The 16,894-nt window shown below is 68.2% G+C and carries 14 protein-coding genes; 10 read left to right on the top strand and 4 right to left on the bottom strand.

Translation table 11 applies throughout. From position 1 onward, the window contains the following. Positions 1-16: 16 nt before the first annotated feature. Positions 17-1,042, bottom strand: coding sequence for a LacI family DNA-binding transcriptional regulator (locus tag ACZ9YD_RS10430; protein WP_465075145.1), 1,026 nt, complete (start codon positions 1,040-1,042; stop codon positions 17-19). A gap of 198 nt (positions 1,043-1,240) precedes the next feature. Between ACZ9YD_RS10430 and ACZ9YD_RS10435 the strand changes: the two genes are divergently transcribed. From ACZ9YD_RS10435 to ACZ9YD_RS10460, 6 genes are all read left to right on the top strand, one after another. Further along, positions 1,241-3,838: a glycoside hydrolase family 3 protein gene (locus tag ACZ9YD_RS10435; protein ID WP_465075146.1), complete on the top strand. Its 2,598-nt coding sequence runs from the start codon at positions 1,241-1,243 to the stop codon at positions 3,836-3,838. A 325-nt stretch (positions 3,839-4,163) separates the two neighbouring features. Continuing rightward, the gene (locus tag ACZ9YD_RS10440) at positions 4,164-4,859 is read left to right on the top strand and encodes a glutathione binding-like protein (protein ID WP_465075147.1); all 696 of its coding nucleotides are present in this window, start codon (positions 4,164-4,166) and stop codon (positions 4,857-4,859) included. A 148-nt stretch (positions 4,860-5,007) separates the two neighbouring features. Further along, positions 5,008-5,286, top strand: coding sequence for a hypothetical protein (locus ACZ9YD_RS10445; RefSeq protein WP_465075148.1), 279 nt, complete (start codon positions 5,008-5,010; stop codon positions 5,284-5,286). 62 nt (positions 5,287-5,348) lie between these two features. Continuing rightward, positions 5,349-7,619 carry a S9 family peptidase gene (locus tag ACZ9YD_RS10450; protein ID WP_465075149.1) on the top strand — a complete coding sequence of 757 codons (2,271 nt, stop codon included), beginning with the start codon at positions 5,349-5,351 and terminating at the stop codon, positions 7,617-7,619. Between the two features lie 23 nt (positions 7,620-7,642). Further along, positions 7,643-8,146 carry a cytochrome c oxidase assembly factor Coa1 family protein gene (locus ACZ9YD_RS10455; protein ID WP_465075150.1) on the top strand — a complete coding sequence of 168 codons (504 nt, stop codon included), beginning with the start codon at positions 7,643-7,645 and terminating at the stop codon, positions 8,144-8,146. A gap of 68 nt (positions 8,147-8,214) precedes the next feature. Continuing rightward, complete coding sequence (locus tag ACZ9YD_RS10460; RefSeq protein ID WP_465075151.1) at positions 8,215-10,011, top strand: DUF885 domain-containing protein; 1,797 nt, start codon at positions 8,215-8,217, stop codon at positions 10,009-10,011. Positions 10,012-10,069: 58 nt separating this feature from the next. Here ACZ9YD_RS10460 and ACZ9YD_RS10465 read toward each other — a convergent pair whose 3' ends face one another. Beyond that, on the bottom strand, positions 10,070-10,774 hold the full coding sequence (locus ACZ9YD_RS10465; protein WP_465075152.1) for a YdcF family protein: 705 nt from the start codon (positions 10,772-10,774) through the stop codon (positions 10,070-10,072). Positions 10,775-10,906: 132 nt separating this feature from the next. Between ACZ9YD_RS10465 and ACZ9YD_RS10470 the strand changes: the two genes are divergently transcribed. From ACZ9YD_RS10470 to ACZ9YD_RS10485, 4 genes are read left to right on the top strand one after another with little or no spacing between them, the layout of a single operon-like run. After that, positions 10,907-12,106, top strand: coding sequence for a beta-ketoacyl-[acyl-carrier-protein] synthase family protein (locus tag ACZ9YD_RS10470; RefSeq protein WP_465075531.1), 1,200 nt, complete (start codon positions 10,907-10,909; stop codon positions 12,104-12,106). Further along, on the top strand, positions 12,103-12,906 hold the full coding sequence (locus ACZ9YD_RS10475) for a beta-ketoacyl synthase chain length factor (RefSeq protein WP_465075153.1): 804 nt from the start codon (positions 12,103-12,105) through the stop codon (positions 12,904-12,906). The genes ACZ9YD_RS10470 and ACZ9YD_RS10475 overlap by 4 nt, the downstream gene beginning before the upstream one ends. Next, positions 12,899-13,726 carry a glycosyltransferase family 2 protein gene (locus tag ACZ9YD_RS10480; RefSeq protein WP_465075154.1) on the top strand — a complete coding sequence of 276 codons (828 nt, stop codon included), beginning with the start codon at positions 12,899-12,901 and terminating at the stop codon, positions 13,724-13,726. Before ACZ9YD_RS10475 ends, ACZ9YD_RS10480 begins: the two co-directional genes overlap by 8 nt. Then, on the top strand, positions 13,726-15,354 hold the full coding sequence (locus tag ACZ9YD_RS10485) for an NAD(P)/FAD-dependent oxidoreductase (protein ID WP_465075155.1): 1,629 nt from the start codon (positions 13,726-13,728) through the stop codon (positions 15,352-15,354). The genes ACZ9YD_RS10480 and ACZ9YD_RS10485 overlap by 1 nt, the downstream gene beginning before the upstream one ends. A 162-nt stretch (positions 15,355-15,516) precedes the next feature. Here ACZ9YD_RS10485 and ACZ9YD_RS10490 read toward each other — a convergent pair whose 3' ends face one another. After that, positions 15,517-16,002 (bottom strand): hypothetical protein, encoded by a 486-nt coding sequence (locus tag ACZ9YD_RS10490; RefSeq protein ID WP_465075156.1) that lies wholly within the window; start codon positions 16,000-16,002, stop codon positions 15,517-15,519. Positions 16,003-16,098: 96 nt separating this feature from the next. Next, positions 16,099-16,845, bottom strand: a complete 747-nt coding sequence (fabG, locus tag ACZ9YD_RS10495; RefSeq protein ID WP_465075157.1) for a 3-oxoacyl-ACP reductase FabG — start codon at positions 16,843-16,845, stop codon at positions 16,099-16,101. Between the last annotated feature and the right edge of the window lie 49 nt (positions 16,846-16,894).

The following is a 16,894-nucleotide window of genomic DNA, read 5'->3' on the forward strand; positions in this document are numbered from 1 at the left end:
CGCCACGTCAGTGGACTCAGACGCGCACCGGTCCCGTCGACTTGCGCACCTGCAATGCGTAGGGCAATTCCAGCGTCTTGCCGGCGCCGCTGTCGCGGATCGCCTTGAGCAGTTCGAGACCGGCCAGCCGGCCCATCTCACGGCTGGGCTGGCGCACGGTGGTCAGCGAAGGATAGATGTGGCGCGCGATCGGCATGTCGTCGAAACCGCAGACCGAGACGTCCTTCGGCACCGACAGGCCGCGCTCGCAGATCGCGCAGATCGCACCGGCGGCCATGTCGTCGTTGGCGGCGAAGACCGCGGTCGGCGGATTGGGCAGATCGAGCAAGGTGTTGGTCGCATCGAAACCGGATTCGTAGAAGAACTTGCCGGCGACGACCAGCGAGGCGTCGTAATCGAGACCCGCCTGCTTGAGCCCGTCGCGATAGCCCGCCAGACGCCAGCGACTGGCGCCGTGCGCAGGATGGCCCTTGATATGGGCGATACGGCGATGCCCGAGATCAGCCAGATGCAGCACGACGTCGCGCGCGGCGCTGCGTTCGTCGACCACCGCGCCGATGCGCCGGTTCTGCTCCTGCGCCGATACGCTCGCGAATGGAATGCCCATCTCGTCGAGACGCGCGAGCAGCTTGGCGTCGTCGGTGATCGGTGGTGTCAGCACCACGCCGTCGAGCTGCGACTGCACGATCATCGACTCGACCTTGGCGACAATGTCCTTGGCCGTGTAGTCCACCGGCGCGAGCATCAGGTTGTAATGCTGCGACTGGCAGGCATCGAGCACGCCGAGTTCGACTTCCATGAGGTAGTTGCTCGACGGATTGTCGTAGAGCATCGCCACGAGATAGGACCGGCGGCCGGCGAGCAGCCGCGCCGAGGCCAGCGGCCGGTACTGCAATTTCTCGACGGCCGCCTCGACCGCCACACGCGTGCGCTCGGAGACATTGGGCTCGTTGTTGAGCACGCGCGACACCGTCTTCATCGACACGCCCGCCGCCTCGGCGACATCCTCGATCCGCACACGCATGCTGTTCAATCCGGCCATCGTCTTCCCGGTGGCGCATTCTGCCAGAGCACACAATGCACTACGTGCCGTGCACGTCGATGATGCTGTGCAGCAAGCCCGGAGGCCTGTCGGCCGCTATGCTAGACAAAGTCTGACAACGCTGTCATCGCTGCCCCGCAGCATGGCGTCCGTTCCACCCGCGGCTCCGGTCGCACTCTCCTGCTCCGGAGCCCTTCGATGATCCAGTCGCATCGCCCCGCATATCGCTCCTTCCGTCGCGCACTGTTGCCCGCGATGCTCGCCGCGCTGGTCCTTGGCGCTTGCGCGCGTGACGAAGCGCCCGCCCCAGGCGCCACACCAGCGCCCGCGACGGCGAACACCGCCGATGCCGGCGCGATCGATCCGGCCAACTGGCCCGAGACCGCCTGGCCGCTGGCCGAAGATCCCGCGCTCGAGCAGAAGATCACCGACCTGATGGCGACGATGACCGTCGAGGAGAAGGTCGGCCAGATCGTGCAAGGCGACATCGCCGACATCACCCCCGAAGACCTGCGCAAGTACCGGCTCGGCTCCATCCTCGCCGGCGGCAACTCCGATCCGGGCGGCCGTTACGACGCGGCGCCGGCCGAGTGGCTGAAGCTGGCCGATGCATTCTGGGAAGCCTCGATGGACACCGCCGGCGGCGGCAAGGCGATTCCTGTGATCTTCGGCATCGACGCGGTGCACGGCCAGAGCAACATCGTCGGCGCGACCCTGTTCCCGCACAACATCGGCCTGGGCGCGACGCGCAATGCCGAGCTGATGCGCGAGATCGGCCGCGTCACCGCGATCGAAACCCGTACCACCGGGATGGAGTGGGCGTTCGCACCGACCGTCGCCGTGCCGCAGGACGATCGATGGGGCCGCACCTACGAGGGCTATTCGGAATCGCCCGACATCGTCGCCGCATTCGCGCCGGCGGTCGTCGAAGGCATGCAGGGCAAGGCCGGCTCGCCGGATTTCCTCGACGATCACCACGTCATGGTGTCGGTGAAGCATTACCTCGGCGACGGCGGCACCGCCGGCGGCAAGGACCAGGGCGAAACCGCGGTCACCGAAGCGCAGTTGCGCGACATCCACGGCGCGGGCTATCCGCCGGCGATCGCCGCCGGTGCGCAGGCGGTCATGGCCTCGTTCAACAGCGTGCACGGCCAGCGCATGCACGGGCACAAGGCCCTGCTGACCGACGTGCTCAAGGACCGCATGAATTTCGGCGGTTTTGTCGTCGGTGACTGGAACGGCCACGGCCAGCTCCCCGGCTGCACCACCACCGATTGCGCGGCGACGTTCAATGCCGGACTCGACATGGCGATGGCGCCCGACAGCTGGCGCGGCCTCTATGACAGCACCGTCAAGCACGTGCAGTCGGGCGAGCTCCCGATGGCGCGTCTCGACGATGCGGTGCGCCGCATCCTGCGGGTCAAGTTCCGCATGGGCCTGTTCGATGCGCCCAAGCCGTCGGAGCGTGCGCTCGGCGGCAAGTTCGAACTGCTCGGTGCGCCGGAACATCGCGACGTCGCACGTCGCGCGGTGCGCGAATCGCTGGTGCTGCTGAAGAACCAGGACGGCGTGCTGCCGCTGGCGCCAAACCAGAAGGTGCTGGTGGCCGGCGACGGCGCTGATGATCTGGGCAAGCAGTCCGGCGGCTGGACACTCAACTGGCAGGGCACCGGCACCAAGCGCGCCGACTATCCGAATGCCGACAGCATCTGGGACGGCATCCGCACGCAAGTCACGGCCGCCGGCGGCAGCGCGCAGCTCGCAATCGACGGCACGTACCGGCAGAAGCCGGACGTGGCGATCGTGGTGTTCGGTGAGGATCCGTATGCCGAGTTCCTCGGCGATCTGCCGAACCTGCTGTACAAGCCCGGCGACGACGCCGACCTGGAACTGGTCAAGCGCCTGCGCGCCGACGGCATTCCAGTGATCTCGGTCTTCCTCAGCGGCCGCCCGTTGTGGGTCAACCGCGAGATCAACGCGTCCAACGCATTCGTCGCCGCGTGGCTGCCGGGCTCGGAGGGTGCGGGCATCGCCGACGTGCTGCTGCGCGGCGCCGATGGTCAGCCGCAGCACGACTTCAAGGGCAAGCTGAGCTTCTCGTGGCCGCGCCGCGCCGACCAGTACGTCAACAATGTCGGCATGGACGGTTACGACCCGCTGTTCGCGTTCGGCCACGGCCTGACCTACGCCGATGACGGCAACCTGGCCGCACTGCCGGAAGACGCCGGTGTCAGCGCCGAAGACGGCAAGGATGCAGGCTACTTCGCCAAGGGCGTGCCGGGTCCCGGTATTCGCTTGGTGGTCACCGGCGCGGACGGACGTGGGGCCGACGTGCTGCACCCGCGCGTCATCACGCCGGACGGCACGCTCACGCTGGCCGCGGTCGACTACCAGACCCAGGAAGGCGCGCGCCTGCTGACCTGGACCGGCAATGCCACCGCCGAGCTGCTGTCGCACTCGCCGTTCGATCTGAGCCGCGAGACCAACGGCGACTCGCTGCTGCTGGCGACGCTGCGCATCGATGCATTGCCGGCCGCGGGCGACACCGTGCTGTACGCGGACTGCGGCGAAGACTGCAAGGCCGAACTGTCGATCGGTCCATGGTTGGCCACGCTGCCACGCGGCGAGTGGATCACCGCCGGCGTGCCGCTGAAGTGCCTGACCGTCGCCGGCCTCGACGCCGCCCGCGTCAGCACCCCGTTCGCGATCCGTGCGCCGGCCGGCCTGACCCTGGGCCTGGCCGACATCCGCATCGGCACCGAAGCGACGCACAAGCTCGACTGCAAGACGCAATAAGCGCTGAAGCGATCCACTCCTTCCCCCGCTCGCGGGGGAAGGCTGGGATGGGGGCAAACGATCCGCTCGCCGGAAAACCTGGCTCGCAAGCAGACAAAAAGCTGCCTGGATCCTGAACCGAGTTTGCATCAGCGTTCGCCCCCACCCAACCCTCCCCCGCTGGCGGGGGAGGGCTTCGTTCCTCACCGACGCCGCCCCTCCGGGCGGCGTCGTCATATCCGCGTCCCAAGCCCCTCCACCGCAACGCAGCGTGCGCCCCGTATCCACGCCACTCCACGAGCGTCCGCCTAGACTCGATGCACCTGTCCCGCGGAGCGTCCTTCCCATGATCGACCTGCATTACTGGCCCACCCCCAACGGCCACAAGATCACCCTATTCCTCGAAGAGTCCGGCCTCGACTACACGATTCACCCGGTCAACATCGGCAAGGGCGACCAGTTCAAACCGGAGTACCTGGCGTTTTCGCCGAACAACAAGATGCCGGCGATCATCGACCGCGCCCCGGCCGACGGCGGCGATCCACAGACCGTGTTCGAATCCGGCGCGATCCTGCTGTATCTGGCGGAGAAGTCCGGACAGTTCCTGTCGACCGATCCGCGCGTGCGCATCGAGACGCTGGAATGGCTGTTCTGGCAGATGGCCGGCCTGGGGCCCATGACCGGGCAGTACGGCCACTTCAACGTCTACGCGCCGGAGAAGATTCCCTACGCGATCGAGCGCTACACCAACGAGTCCAACCGCCTGCTGCAGGTGCTCGACACGCATCTGAAGGGTCGCGACTTCATCGCCGGCGACGCGTATTCGATCGCCGACATGGCGACGTATCCGTGGATCGGCGTCTACGACAAGGCGCCGATCGACATGACGCCCTATCCGGAAGTCCAGCGCTGGCACGCTGCGATCCAGGCGCGCCCTGCAACGGCGCGCGCGTATGCCAAGGCGCTGGAGGTCAACCCTGATGCGGGCAAGACCATGAGCGACGAGGAGAAGAGGCTGCTGTTCGGGCAGGGGCGTCGCTGAGGCGTCGATGCGCGTGGCGGTCTACACCGCCGCGCGCGGTTGCGTAGGATCGAACGCCATTCCGGATCAAGGATGACGTCCGATGCGAACGATCGTGCTTTCAACTGCGGCCTGTCTGCTCGCCGCATGCGCCACAACCCCTACACCCGTGACCGCCGACACCGACCGCTGCGATGCACTCGCCGGCGATGACTGGCAACGCACCGCGGCACCCGACGTGGCGGCCGAGCTGCTCACGCTGGCGCACGTCACGACAGCGCCCGATCGCGCGGTCTGGTACATCGCCGCCGACGGCGCGCAGGGCGCATGTCTGCCACCGGTCACGACGAGCACGTGCGGCCATGTACTGCACACCTTCCAGCCGCAGGTGCATCGCATGTGGGGCTGGTCGGACAGCACGACGCGCCACGAGGCCTGCGCGGACTGAGCGTCACCGGAGCGCGGTCCGCCCACCCGATACACTGGGCGCCTCGCTCCAATGGACCCGCCATGCGCTCCGTACTTGCCGCTGCCGCCCTGATGATCGCCACCTCCTCCGCCCTTGCCGCCACGCCGCCCGCCGCCGGTGGTCTCACGCTCGAAGCCATCACCGGCGATGCGCCGCTGTCGGGGCCGACGCTGATGAAGCCGCAGGTCGCGCCGGATGGCTCGCGTGTGACCTTCCTGCGCGGCAAGGACGAGAACCGCAACCAGCTGGACCTGTGGGAATACGACATCGCCAGCAGGCAGACGCGGATGCTGGTCGATTCGAAGGTCGTGCTGCCGGGCGAGGAAACACTCAGCGATGCCGAGAAGGCGCGTCGCGAGCGTCAGCGCATCGCGGGCCAGTCGGGCATCGTCGATTACCAGTGGGCGCCGGATGCACAGCGTCTGCTGTTTCCGCTAGGCGGTGAGCTGTATCTGTACGACCTGTCGAAGACCGGTTCCGAGGCGGTGCGCCAGCTCACCGACGGCGGCGGCTTCGCGACCGACCCGAAGGTGTCGCCGCGTGGCGGCTTCGTCAGCTTCGTGCGCGCACGCAATCTGTGGGTGATCGATCTCGCCAGCGGCACCGAGCGCCAGCTGACGACCGACGGCAGCGAGGTGATCGGCAACGGCGTTGCCGAGTTCGTCGCCGACGAGGAAATGAACCGCCACACCGGCTACTGGTGGGCGCCGGACGACAGCGGCATCGCGTACGCGCGCATCGACGAATCGCCGGTGCCGGTGCAGAAGCGTTACGAGGTGTATCCCGATCGCACCGAAGTCGTCGAGCAGCGTTATCCGGCTGCCGGCGACGACAACGTGCGCGTCACCCTGCACGTCGTCGCCCCGCAGGGCGGCGCGGTGACGGACGTCGATCTCGGCAAGAACACCGACATCTATCTCGCCCGCGTGCAGTGGCGCGATGCGCAGCGTCTGACCTTCCAGCGCCAGTCGCGCGACCAGCAGACGCTCGAACTCATCGAGACCACGCTCGCCACCGGCGCGCAACGCACGCTGGTCACCGAACGCGGCCGCACCTGGGTGCCGCTGCACGACAGCCTGCGTTTCCTCGAAGACGGCCGCTTCGTGTGGTCGTCCGAGCGCGACGGCTTCCAGCATCTGTATCTCGCGTCCGAAGACGGGCGCCGCATGACCCAGCTCACGCAGGGCGATTGGCCGGTCGACGAACTGCTGGCGGTCGATGCCACGACGGGCCTGGCCTACTTCCGCGCCGGTATGGCACTCGAAGACGGCAAGGCGCTGCCGCGCGCGACGGAGTCACGGCTCTACAGCGTCGGCCTCGACGGCAAGCGTGCCTACACCGCACTGTCGCGTGAGCCCGGCATGCATGGCGCGAGCTTCGCGCGCAATGCGTCGGTCTACGTCGACAGCTGGTCGAACACGACCACGCCGCCGCAGATCGCGCTGCACCGCGCCGACGGCACACAACTCGCGACGCTGGTCGAGAACGATCTCGCCGCGGCCGATCATCCCTACGCGCCGTTCCTGGCCGCGCATCGTCCGACCGAGTTCGGCACGCTGACCGCCGCCGACGGCCGCACGCCGCTGCACTACTCGCTGATCAAGCCAGCGGATTTCGACGAAACCAAGCCGCATCCGGTGGTCGTGTTCGTCTACGGCGGCCCGGCCGCGCAGACCGTACTCGACACCTGGCCCGGTCGCGCGGATGCGAGCTTCCACCAGTACCTGGCGCAGCAGGGCTACGTGGTGTTTTCGCTGGACAACCGCGGCACCCCGCGTCGCGGCCGTGACTTCGTCGGCGCGCTGTACGAGCGCCAGGGCACGGTCGAAGTCGAAGACCAGCTGCGCGGCGTCGAATGGTTGAAGTCGCAGTCGTGGGTCGACGGCGACCGCATCGCGGTCAACGGCTGGTCGAACGGCGGTTACATGACGCTGATGCTGCTGGCGAAAGCGCCAGAGGCGTACGCCTGCGGCATCGCCGGCGCCCCGGTCGCCGACTGGGCGCTCTACGACACGCACTACACCGAGCGCTACATGAATCTGCCGAAGGCCAACGTCGACGGCTACCGCGAGGCCAGCGTGTTCACCCACGCCGACAACATCAAGCCGAACGCGCTGCTGCTGATCCACGGCATGGCCGACGACAACGTGCTGTTCACCAATGCCACGCAGCTGATGAGCCAGTTGCAGCAGGCCGGCACGCCGTTCGAACTGATGACGTATCCGGGCGCCAAGCACGGCCTGCGTGGACGCGACGCGTTGCATCGCTATCGCACCAGCGAGGCGTTTCTCGGGCGTTGCCTGGCGCCCTGACCGCACCCGCCGAAGGCACACGCATGTCCACGAGTCCGCCCCCACTGCCGCCGCGTCCCGCGCCTGTGCCGCCACCGCCGCGTGGCTGGTGGCAGCGCAACTGGAAGTGGGCGTTGCCGGTCGTCGTGGTCACGTTCGTCGCACTGGTGGCGGCGTTCGTCGCGATCGTGCTGTTCGCGATCCGCGGCTCGATGGTGCGCTCGGATGTCTACGCCGACGCGATGGCACGCGCCCGCGCGCATCCGAAACTCGTCGCGACGATCGGCACGCCGATCACGCCCGGCTTCATGCCGATGGGCTCGGTCAGCACCTCGACCGACGGCGGCGGCTCGGGCCGCGCGGACCTGGTGATCGGCATCGAAGGCCCGCGCGGTGAAGGTCGCCTCATCGCCACGGCCGATCGTCGGCTGGGTGCATGGACCTGGGAGTCGCTGCTGTACGTGCCGGGCGACAACGATCTGGAGCACATCATCACGATCGCCGAAGCGGATACGCCGGTCGAACACCACGCCTTGCCGGTGCCGTGACCTCCGGCCATTGCCGGCACGCACGCGAGCGCCTACGGTCGGCGTTCGTCCTTGCCGCTGGTGCTGCCATGAAACCGCTTGTCCTTGCGATCGCCCTGTCCCTTGCCGCGCCACTCACGGCCCTCGCCCACACCGATGACGCCAAGGCCGCCGTCGCCGCGTCGCAGTCCGCATCGCCGGCCTGGGTCACGCGCAGCAACGAGCTCGCGCAGATCCTGATCGATGCCCAGGCGCCGTTCCAGCCCGAATCCGCAGGCTTCTTCGGCATTCCGGGCTACGACGACCGGGTCGCAGATTTCGGCCCCGACAACGACCGCCGCTATCGCGACGCGATGACCGCGGCGCGCGCCAAGCTGCAGACGCAGCTCGAACTCGAGCGCGATGCCAACGTGCGCCAGGATCTCGAAATCCTGCTGTCCAGCATCGACCAGAGCATCGAAGGCAGCACGCTCGGCGAGCGCTACCTGCTGCCGTGGACCGATGCGCCGCAGTTGATCTTCGGTGGTATCAACGGCCTGCTGTCGTCACAGACGCCGGCCGAGCGGCGCGTGCATGCGCTCGCCCGTCTGCAGCGCTATGCCGGCCTCACCGAAGGCAGCACACCGATCACCACCCTCGCCCGCCAGCGCTACGAAGAGCGCCTGCCGAATCCGGACCTGCTGCAGCCCACGAAGCTTGAGGTGCAGCGCGCGCTCGACAGCGCCGATACCTACATCGCCGGCATCCGCAAGCTCTTCGAGGAATACGAGATCGAGGGCGCCGAACCTGCACTTGAAGCGATCGCGCAGGAGATCACCGCCTACGCCGACTGGACCCGCACCACCGTGCTGCCGAAGGCGCGCGAAGACACGCGCCTGCCGCCGGAACTCTATGCGTTCGGGCTCAAGCAGTACGGCACCGATGTCGACCCGCAACTGCTGATGCAGCGCGCGCAGCTGGCCTTCATGGAAATCCGCGCGCAGATGCAGCAGCTTGCGCCGCTGGTCGCGAAAGAGAACGGCATCGACGTGACCGACTACCGCGGTGTCATCACCGCGCTCAAGCGCGACACGATTCCGAACGCGCGTCTGGAGGCGAGCTACCGCGAGGTCATCGACGCGATCGATCCGATCATCGAGCGCGAGGACATCGTCGACGTGCCGCAGCGCGAGATGCAGATGCGCCTGGGTTCGGACGCCGAATCGGCCGCGCAGCCCGCGCCGCATTTCCGCCCGGCGCCGCTGGTCGGCAACACCGGCCAGCAGGGCACGTTCGTGCTGCCGGTGGGCAATCCCGGCGGCACCGGCGACGACGCGGCTTACGACGACTTCAACTTCGACGCCGTGCGCTGGACGCTGTCAGCGCACGAAGGCCGTCCCGGACACGAGCTGCAGTTCACCGCGATGGTCGAACGCGGCGTTTCGCTGGCCCGCTCGATGTTCGCGTTCAACTCGGTCAACGTCGAAGGCTGGGCGCTGTATGCCGAAGCCGAACTGGTGCCCTATGAGCCGCTCGACGGCCAGCTGATCGCCCTGCAGTTCCGCTTGCTGCGCGCCGCGCGCGCGATGCTCGACCCGATGCTCAATCTCGGCATGATCGACCGCGAACGGGCCGGCCGCGTGCTGACCGAAGAAGTGATGCTCTCGCCGGCCATGGCGCGCCAGGAGCTGGACCGCTACACCTTCAACGCACCGGGCCAGGCGACGAGCTACTTCTACGGCTACACCCGCATCCTCGAACTGCGCATGCGCACCGAGCTGGCGCTGGGTGCGAAGTTCGACCGCCGCGCGTTCAACAACTTTCTGCTCGATCAGGGCCTGCTGCCGCCGGACCAGCTGGCCGAAGCGGTGGAGACGGTGTTCATCCCCGCGCAGCAGCGCCGTTGATCGATCCGGTGCGCCCTGCCCCGCCGGGGCGGGGCGCATCCCGACCCACGGTCGATGTTCAGCTGATCCGGTCCATCAACCGTCGATGCCCGATCAGTCGCGCCCAGCGCATGCCGATGTCGAGCCAGCAGACGTAGGCGGCCTCGCCGGCGATGCGCCACAGCGAGCCGGGGCGCCAGGACAGCGCCGGTTCGGCCGCGCACAGTTCCCAGTGCAGGCCGAGTCCGCGTGCGAACAGGGCACAGCGCGCGAGGTGGTAGCGACTGCTGAGCAACGTGACCTGGCGCGCCGGCGCCTCGGGATCGACTGCGACGGCAGCGAGCAGGCTGCGCGCGTTGCGCAGGTTCTGCAGGGTGTCGCGTGAGGCGTCCTCGAGGACCAGCGGTGCATCCACGGGCACGCCGAGCGCGTGCAGGGCATCCCGGGCCAGCGCAGCTTCGGTCGGTTTGCCGGCCGGACCGCCCCCCAGCAACAGCACGCTGCCCGGCGCATGCGAGATCCACAGCGTCGCCGCCCGCGACAACCGCGCCTGGAAATCCGCGTCCAGCCGGCCCTGCGGCGAATGCTTGCCGAACACCAGCACGCACTCGCCGCGCACGGGCACGCAGGGCGCGTTGCGCGCAACCCGCAATACATGAACGACATAGCCCACATAGACCAGGCCAAAACTCAGCAAGCAGGCGGCTGCCGCGATCGCGAGCGTGTGCAGCGCATCGCGGTCGGACAGGCGTTTCAGGCGGTGCAGGAGGCGGGTCCGGGCCATCGCGAGCGGCTGGGTCAACACTCTGGAACTGGGGTTGACCCGGGAGTCTAACCTCACGGTGCCCTCGCTATACTCGGCCGCCTGATTGTTTCCCGGATTCGCTGCGTGCCTGAACCGCTGTCCCCGTCGCCGATGCCGGCACTCGCCATCCGCGCGTTTACCGCGACCACCGCGCTCGGACGTGGCACCGCTGCACAGGCCGCGGCGCTGCGTGAACGACGCGGCGGTCTGCGCCGGAACGATTTCGGCCCCACCCCGCTGCCGACCTGGATCGGCCGTGTCGAAGGTGTGGAGGACGCGCCGTTGCCGTCCGCGCTGTCGCGCTGGGAATGCCGCAACAACCGGCTTGCCTGGATGGCCCTGCAGCAGGACGGCGTGCTCGGTGCGCTCGAGACACTGGTCGCGACTTACGGCGCGGATCGCATCGCGCTGGTCGTCGGCACGTCGACATCGAGCATCGGCGCGAGCGAGGAAGCCTATGCACGCGCGGACGTCGATGCCGATGGCGTGCGCCATTTCCCCGACGATCTGGCCCGTCCGATCGTGCACACCCCGCATTCGCTCGGTGATTTCCTGCAGCACGCGACCGGACTGCGCGGCCCCTGCATCACCGTCGCCACCGCCTGCTCGTCGAGCGCGAAAGTATTCGCGCAGGCGGCGCGCATGATCGAGGCCGGCCTCGTCGATGCGGCCCTGGTCGGCGGCGTCGACACGCTGTGCGGCAGCGTGCTGTTCGGCTTCAACGCACTGGGCCTGGTATCGGCCGAGCGCTGCCGCCCGTTCGACGCCACGCGCGATGGCCTGTCGCTGGGCGAAGCCGGCGGATTCGCGCTGCTCGAACGTGCGGGCAGCGGCGATGTCGGACTGCAGTTGCGCGGCTACGGCGAGTCCAGCGATGCGCACCACATGTCCGCGCCGCATCCCGAGGGTCTCGGCGCGACGCTCGCGATGCGCGGCGCGCTCGATCGCGCCGGCATCGAACCGGCAGACGTCGGCTATCTGAACCTGCACGGCACCTCGACGCCGGCCAACGATTCGGTCGAAGCGCGCGCCGTGGATGCGCTCTTCCCGGCGACGCTGCACGCCAGTTCGACCAAGGGCTGGACCGGCCACACGCTGGGCGCGGCCGGCATCGTCGAATCGGTGTTCGCCCTGCTCGCATTGGAGAACGGCCTGCTGCCGGGCATTCTCGACAGCACGGTGCGCGATCCCGCGTGCGGCCCGCAGATCCGCTTCGACAATGCGCAGGCCGACATCCGCTACGCGATGAACAATTCCTTCGGCTTCGGCGGCAACAACTGCGCGCTGGTGTTCGGCAAGGTGGCGGCATGAGCATCTCGAGCGCGCTGACCGCGACGATCGCCGGCGTCGGCTTCTGGACCGACGGCCTGCCGGACTGGGACGCCGCACGCGCGTTCGCACGCGAAGGCACCCGATCCGAATCCGCGCCCACGCGCCCATCGCCGCAACTGCTGGCGCCGAACGAACGCCGGCGAGCACCGGGCTCGGTCGCGGTCGCGCTCGAAGTCGCGATGGCCGCATGCCGCGATGCCGGCATCGCACCGGAAACGCTGCCGTCGGTGTTCGCATCGACACACGGCGATCTGGGCATCACCGATTACATGTGCGACACGCTGGCGACCGATCCCACCGCGATCTCGCCGACGAAGTTCCACAATTCCGTGCACAACGCCGCCGCGGGCTACTGGACCATCGGCGCGCACTGCACCGAGGCGACGACCGCGCTCAGCGCCCACGACGCCACGTTCGCCCAGGGCCTGCTGGAAGCGATGATGCAGCTCGCCACCGGCACGCCGGCCGTGCTGCTGGTCGCCTACGACACCGCGTCCGCCGGCCTGCTCGGCACGGTGACGCGCAGCGAGGGCCTGCTCGGCGCTGCGCTGGTGCTGACGCGCGAAGGCGACGGTCCGCGGGTCAGCGCGACGCTGCGCGATGGCGCCGATCTCGACACCCCCGGCCCGCTCGGCGCGCACGCCGAACACAACGCGATGGCGCAGATGTTGCCGCTGTTCGACGCGCTCGCTACCGGCGGCACGCGCGCGATCGTGCGCGCCGGCCCGCATCGTTCGCTGTCGCTGGACATTGCACACGCGGAGCAGGCCGATGGCTGAGCACGCGCACCTGCATCGCGGCAATGTCGCGGTCGTGATTCCGGCGCTCAACGAAGCGCTGCGCATCGACGAGGTCGTCAGCGAAGCCCTGGCCTATTGCGAACACGTGATCGTGGTCGACGACGGCTCCGACGATGCGACGCCCGACATCGTCGCCGCATTGCCGGTGACCCTGCTGCGTCATCCGCAGCGCACCGGCAAGGGCCAGGCGCTGCGCGATGGGTTCGCCGAAGCACGACGACGCGGCTTCGCCGCGGTGGTCACGATGGATGGCGATGGCCAGCACCGCGCGAGCGACATTCCGCGGATGATCGAAGCCGCGAACCGGCACCCGAATTGCATCGTCAACGGCGCACGCCTGAAGAAGCGCGGCACCCAGCCCTGGTACCGGCGGATCGGCAACGATTTCGGCGACTGGGGGATCGCCTGGGGATGCGGCTACCGCATGGTCGACACACAGAGTGGCCAGCGCCTGTACCCGGCATCCGTACTCGCGCTCGACGGCGTGCCCGGCGAAGGCTTCGTGTTCGAGGCGCAGATCCTGATCAGCGCTGCACGCCGGCTCGGCTGCGGCGTGGTGTCGGTGCCGGTGGAGACGCGCTACCACTGCGCCGATTCCGACGAGCAGTTCCGCAAGAGCCATTTCCGCCTGTACCGCGACCTGAAACTCATCACCCTGCACGTGCTGCGGCAGGTGTTGACGCGCGGCGATCTGCTGCGCACCTGGCGCGCCACGCGCGCGAATCCGCCGGTGATTTTCGATCCTGACGCCGCACCCGAAGCGCTGCTCGCCTCCGAACCCATGCAGGGCGCCCGATGATGTCGAACATGCCCCACACCGATGTCGCGATCCTCGGCGGCGGACTCGCCGGGCTCACCCTGGCCCTGCAATTGCGGCAGCGCGACCCCACCTGCGCGGTCACGGTCATCGAACGCCGCGCGCACCCCGTGCGCGAGGCCGCGCACAAGGTCGGCGAGTCCACGGTCGAGATCGGCGCCCACTATCTGGCGAAAGTCCTGGGGCTCGAAGCGCATCTGGAGACCGAACAGATCCGCAAGTTCGGGTTCCGCTTCTTTTTCTCCGATCGGCGCACCGATATCGACCAGTGCACCGAACTGGGCGTCAGCGAACTGTTGCCGACACCGTCGTGGCAGATCGACCGCGGCCGTTTCGAGAACTTCCTCGGCGAGCGGGCGCGCGAACTGGGCGTGCAGTTCGAGGATGCCGCGGTGGTGCGCGAGCTGACGATGGCCGGTGACGGCGCCGACGATCATGTCGTCGCGTTCGAGCGGGACGGCGCGACGCAGACGCTGCGCAGCCGCTGGCTCATCGACGCCAGCGGACGCGCGGGCCTGCTCAAGCGCAAGCTCGATCTCGCGCAGCCCAACGATCATGACGCCAATGCCGTGTGGTGGCGCGTGGACGGCGTCGTTGATCCCAACGCCTGGTCGCAGGACGCCACTTGGCTGCAGCGCTGCGATCCACCGGACCGCTGGCGCTCGACCAATCACATGTGCGGGCCGGGCTACTGGTTCTGGCTGATTCCGCTGGCGTCGGGTGCGCACTCGCTGGGCATCGTCTGCGACGCGAAGATGCATCCGCTCGAAACGATGAACACCCATGCAAAGGCGATGGACTGGCTGCGCATGCACCAGCCGCAGGTCGCCGCCACACTCGAGCGCAGCGAACACGGGCTGCAGGACTTCCTGTTCCTGCGGCACTTTTCCTACGGCTGCAAGCAGGTGTTCTCGCGCGAGCGCTGGGCGCTCACCGGCGAAGCCGGGCTGTTCCTCGACCCGTTCTATTCGCCGGGCACCGACTTCATCGCGATTTCCAACACCTACATCTGCGACCTCATCGACAAGGACAGGGCGGGCACCGATTTCCGGCCGTATGTCGCGCTGTACCAGCAGCTGTATGCCTCGTTCTACGAGAACACACTCACGCTCTACCAGGACCAGTACCCGCTGTTCGGCGACGAGCAGGTCATGCCGGTCAAGGTGATCTGGGACTACACTTATTACTGGGCGCTGCTGGCACCGCTGTTCTTCGCCGATCGCCTGACCAGCATGTCGGTGCTGGGCCGCCTGCGGCCGATGTTCACCTGCGCGAGCGCGTTGAACCTGGGCATGCAGACGTTGCTGGGTGACTGGGGACGCCGTAACCGGGACGCTGGCGTTCCGGGTGCGCGGATGCTCGACCAGTCGCGGATCGACTGGTTCCGCGAGATGAACGGTGCGCTCAACGATGTCCTCGATGACGATGCGCTGGTTGCACGGATCGGCGACAACGTCGCGCGGATGCAGTGGCTGGGCATGGAGATCCTGCAGCACGCGCGTACGGCGCACCCTGACATCGACGATGCGGGCCTCGATGCATTGCTGGCGAACGCCGATCCGCACAAGCTCGCGTCGCTGTCGGACACTTGGTACGCCGACGCAGCCTGATCGTCGGGATCCGTGCCGCGCGCTCGACGGCGCACGGACGCGGCGACGTCGACAAACGACCGTTGCGCCTGCTCAAACGCCGCTGCCGCGACCCGGGGATCGCGGCAGCGGTGTGTGCAGGCCGATCTACGTGCGCCCCAGACGAGGGCGCACGGGTACCGTCTAGTTCGCAGGCGACGTCGGCAGCACCGGCGGCGTCTGCGGTGCGTCCAGCGGCGGCGGATTCGCCACCCAGATCGCAACGCCGCTGGCGTACTTCTGCTGCGGGCTGATATCGACACCCACGCCGGCCGACGAGAACGAGCGGCCGCCGCCGCGTCCCACGCCACCGCCGACACTGACGCCGCCATTGCGATAGCCGTCCGCAGTGCCCTGGAACAGCACGCCGTTGGCACCGAGCTTGGCGGCCTCGTTGCGCAGCTTCTGCAGCACCGAGTCGACCTTGTTCTGCTCGCCGTAGGTCAGCGCACCGCTGCTGGTGTTGAGGATCGCGATCTCCTCGTACTGGCCCGGCGGCGGTCCGTGGTAGATGCGCACCTGCGCCGGATCGATCGGCGCGCGCGGCGTACCGGTCAGGACATGGGAACTCGCGCAGCCGGCCAGCAGGCTGACGCCGAGCAACAACGGAAGCAGGCGGGAAACGCGCATCGGGCAGTCCTCGTGGCGGGTGCAGGGATCATGCGACTGCGGGCGTGAATCCGGATTCATGGCGCTGAAGGGCGGCTTTCCGCAAGTCTGCCGCGATCAGCCCATGCCGCCATTGATGCCGATGACCTGGCCATTGATGTAGCCCGCCGGCTCCGAACACAGGAACGCGACCAGCGACGCGACCTCATCCGGCGTGCCTGCGCGCGCGGCCGGGACGATCTGCTTGATCATCTCGTCGGGGAACGCGTCGTCGGCCATGCTGCCGGCGATCACCCCGGGCGCGACCACGTTGACGCTGATGCCGCGGCTCGCCATCTCGCGGGCCAGCGATTTCGATGCGCCGTGCAACGCGGCCTTCGCCGCCGCGTAATTGGTCTGCCCGCGATTGCCGGTCACCGCTGCGACGGACGACACGCTGACGATGCGGCCCCAGCGCTTGCGCGCCATCGGCAGCAGCAGCGGCTGGGTGACGTGGAAGAAGCCGTGCAGCGACACGTCGATGACGCGCTTCCACTGCGCCTCCGACATGCCGGCCATTGGCGCGTCGTCGTGGATGCCGGCGTTGTTGACGATCACCTGGATCGGCCCCGCTTCGAGCAGCCCGTCGAGCGCGCGTCGCGTGACCGCACCGTCGGCGACATCGAACGCGATCGCCTCGGCGCTGCCGCCTGCGGCGACGATCTCGGAGACGACGGCTTCTGCACGCGCCAGATTGCCGTTGGCATGGACGATCACATGCAAACCGTCGGCCGCGAGACGACGGCAGATCGCGCCGCCGATGTCGCCGCTGCCGCCGGTGACGAGCGCGCGGCGCACGGGTGTGGTGGATGCGGAATTGGTCATGCGGCGATTGTAGCGGGCGACGCGAGACGGTCACCCTGGATGCGGATCG

Source organism: Luteimonas sp. AC640a (assembly GCF_979256585.1).

Bases quoted from the DNA above. Each gene is read 5' to 3' on its own strand.
- ACZ9YD_RS10430 (WP_465075145.1), bottom strand. From the start codon at position 1,042: ATGGCCGGATTGAACAGCATGCGTGTGCGGATCGAGGATGTCGCCGAG.
- ACZ9YD_RS10435 (WP_465075146.1), top strand. From the start codon at position 1,241: ATGATCCAGTCGCATCGCCCCGCATATCGCTCCTTCCGTCGCGCACTG.
- ACZ9YD_RS10440 (WP_465075147.1), top strand. From the start codon at position 4,164: ATGATCGACCTGCATTACTGGCCCACCCCCAACGGCCACAAGATCACC.
- ACZ9YD_RS10450 (WP_465075149.1), top strand. From the start codon at position 5,349: ATGCGCTCCGTACTTGCCGCTGCCGCCCTGATGATCGCCACCTCCTCC.
- ACZ9YD_RS10455 (WP_465075150.1), top strand. From the start codon at position 7,643: ATGTCCACGAGTCCGCCCCCACTGCCGCCGCGTCCCGCGCCTGTGCCG.
- ACZ9YD_RS10460 (WP_465075151.1), top strand. From the start codon at position 8,215: ATGAAACCGCTTGTCCTTGCGATCGCCCTGTCCCTTGCCGCGCCACTC.
- ACZ9YD_RS10465 (WP_465075152.1), bottom strand. From the start codon at position 10,774: ATGGCCCGGACCCGCCTCCTGCACCGCCTGAAACGCCTGTCCGACCGC.
- ACZ9YD_RS10470 (WP_465075531.1), top strand. From the start codon at position 10,907: ATGCCGGCACTCGCCATCCGCGCGTTTACCGCGACCACCGCGCTCGGA.
- ACZ9YD_RS10475 (WP_465075153.1), top strand. From the start codon at position 12,103: ATGAGCATCTCGAGCGCGCTGACCGCGACGATCGCCGGCGTCGGCTTC.
- ACZ9YD_RS10480 (WP_465075154.1), top strand. From the start codon at position 12,899: ATGGCTGAGCACGCGCACCTGCATCGCGGCAATGTCGCGGTCGTGATT.
- ACZ9YD_RS10485 (WP_465075155.1), top strand. From the start codon at position 13,726: ATGTCGAACATGCCCCACACCGATGTCGCGATCCTCGGCGGCGGACTC.
- ACZ9YD_RS10490 (WP_465075156.1), bottom strand. From the start codon at position 16,002: ATGCGCGTTTCCCGCCTGCTTCCGTTGTTGCTCGGCGTCAGCCTGCTG.
- fabG (WP_465075157.1), bottom strand. From the start codon at position 16,845: ATGACCAATTCCGCATCCACCACACCCGTGCGCCGCGCGCTCGTCACC.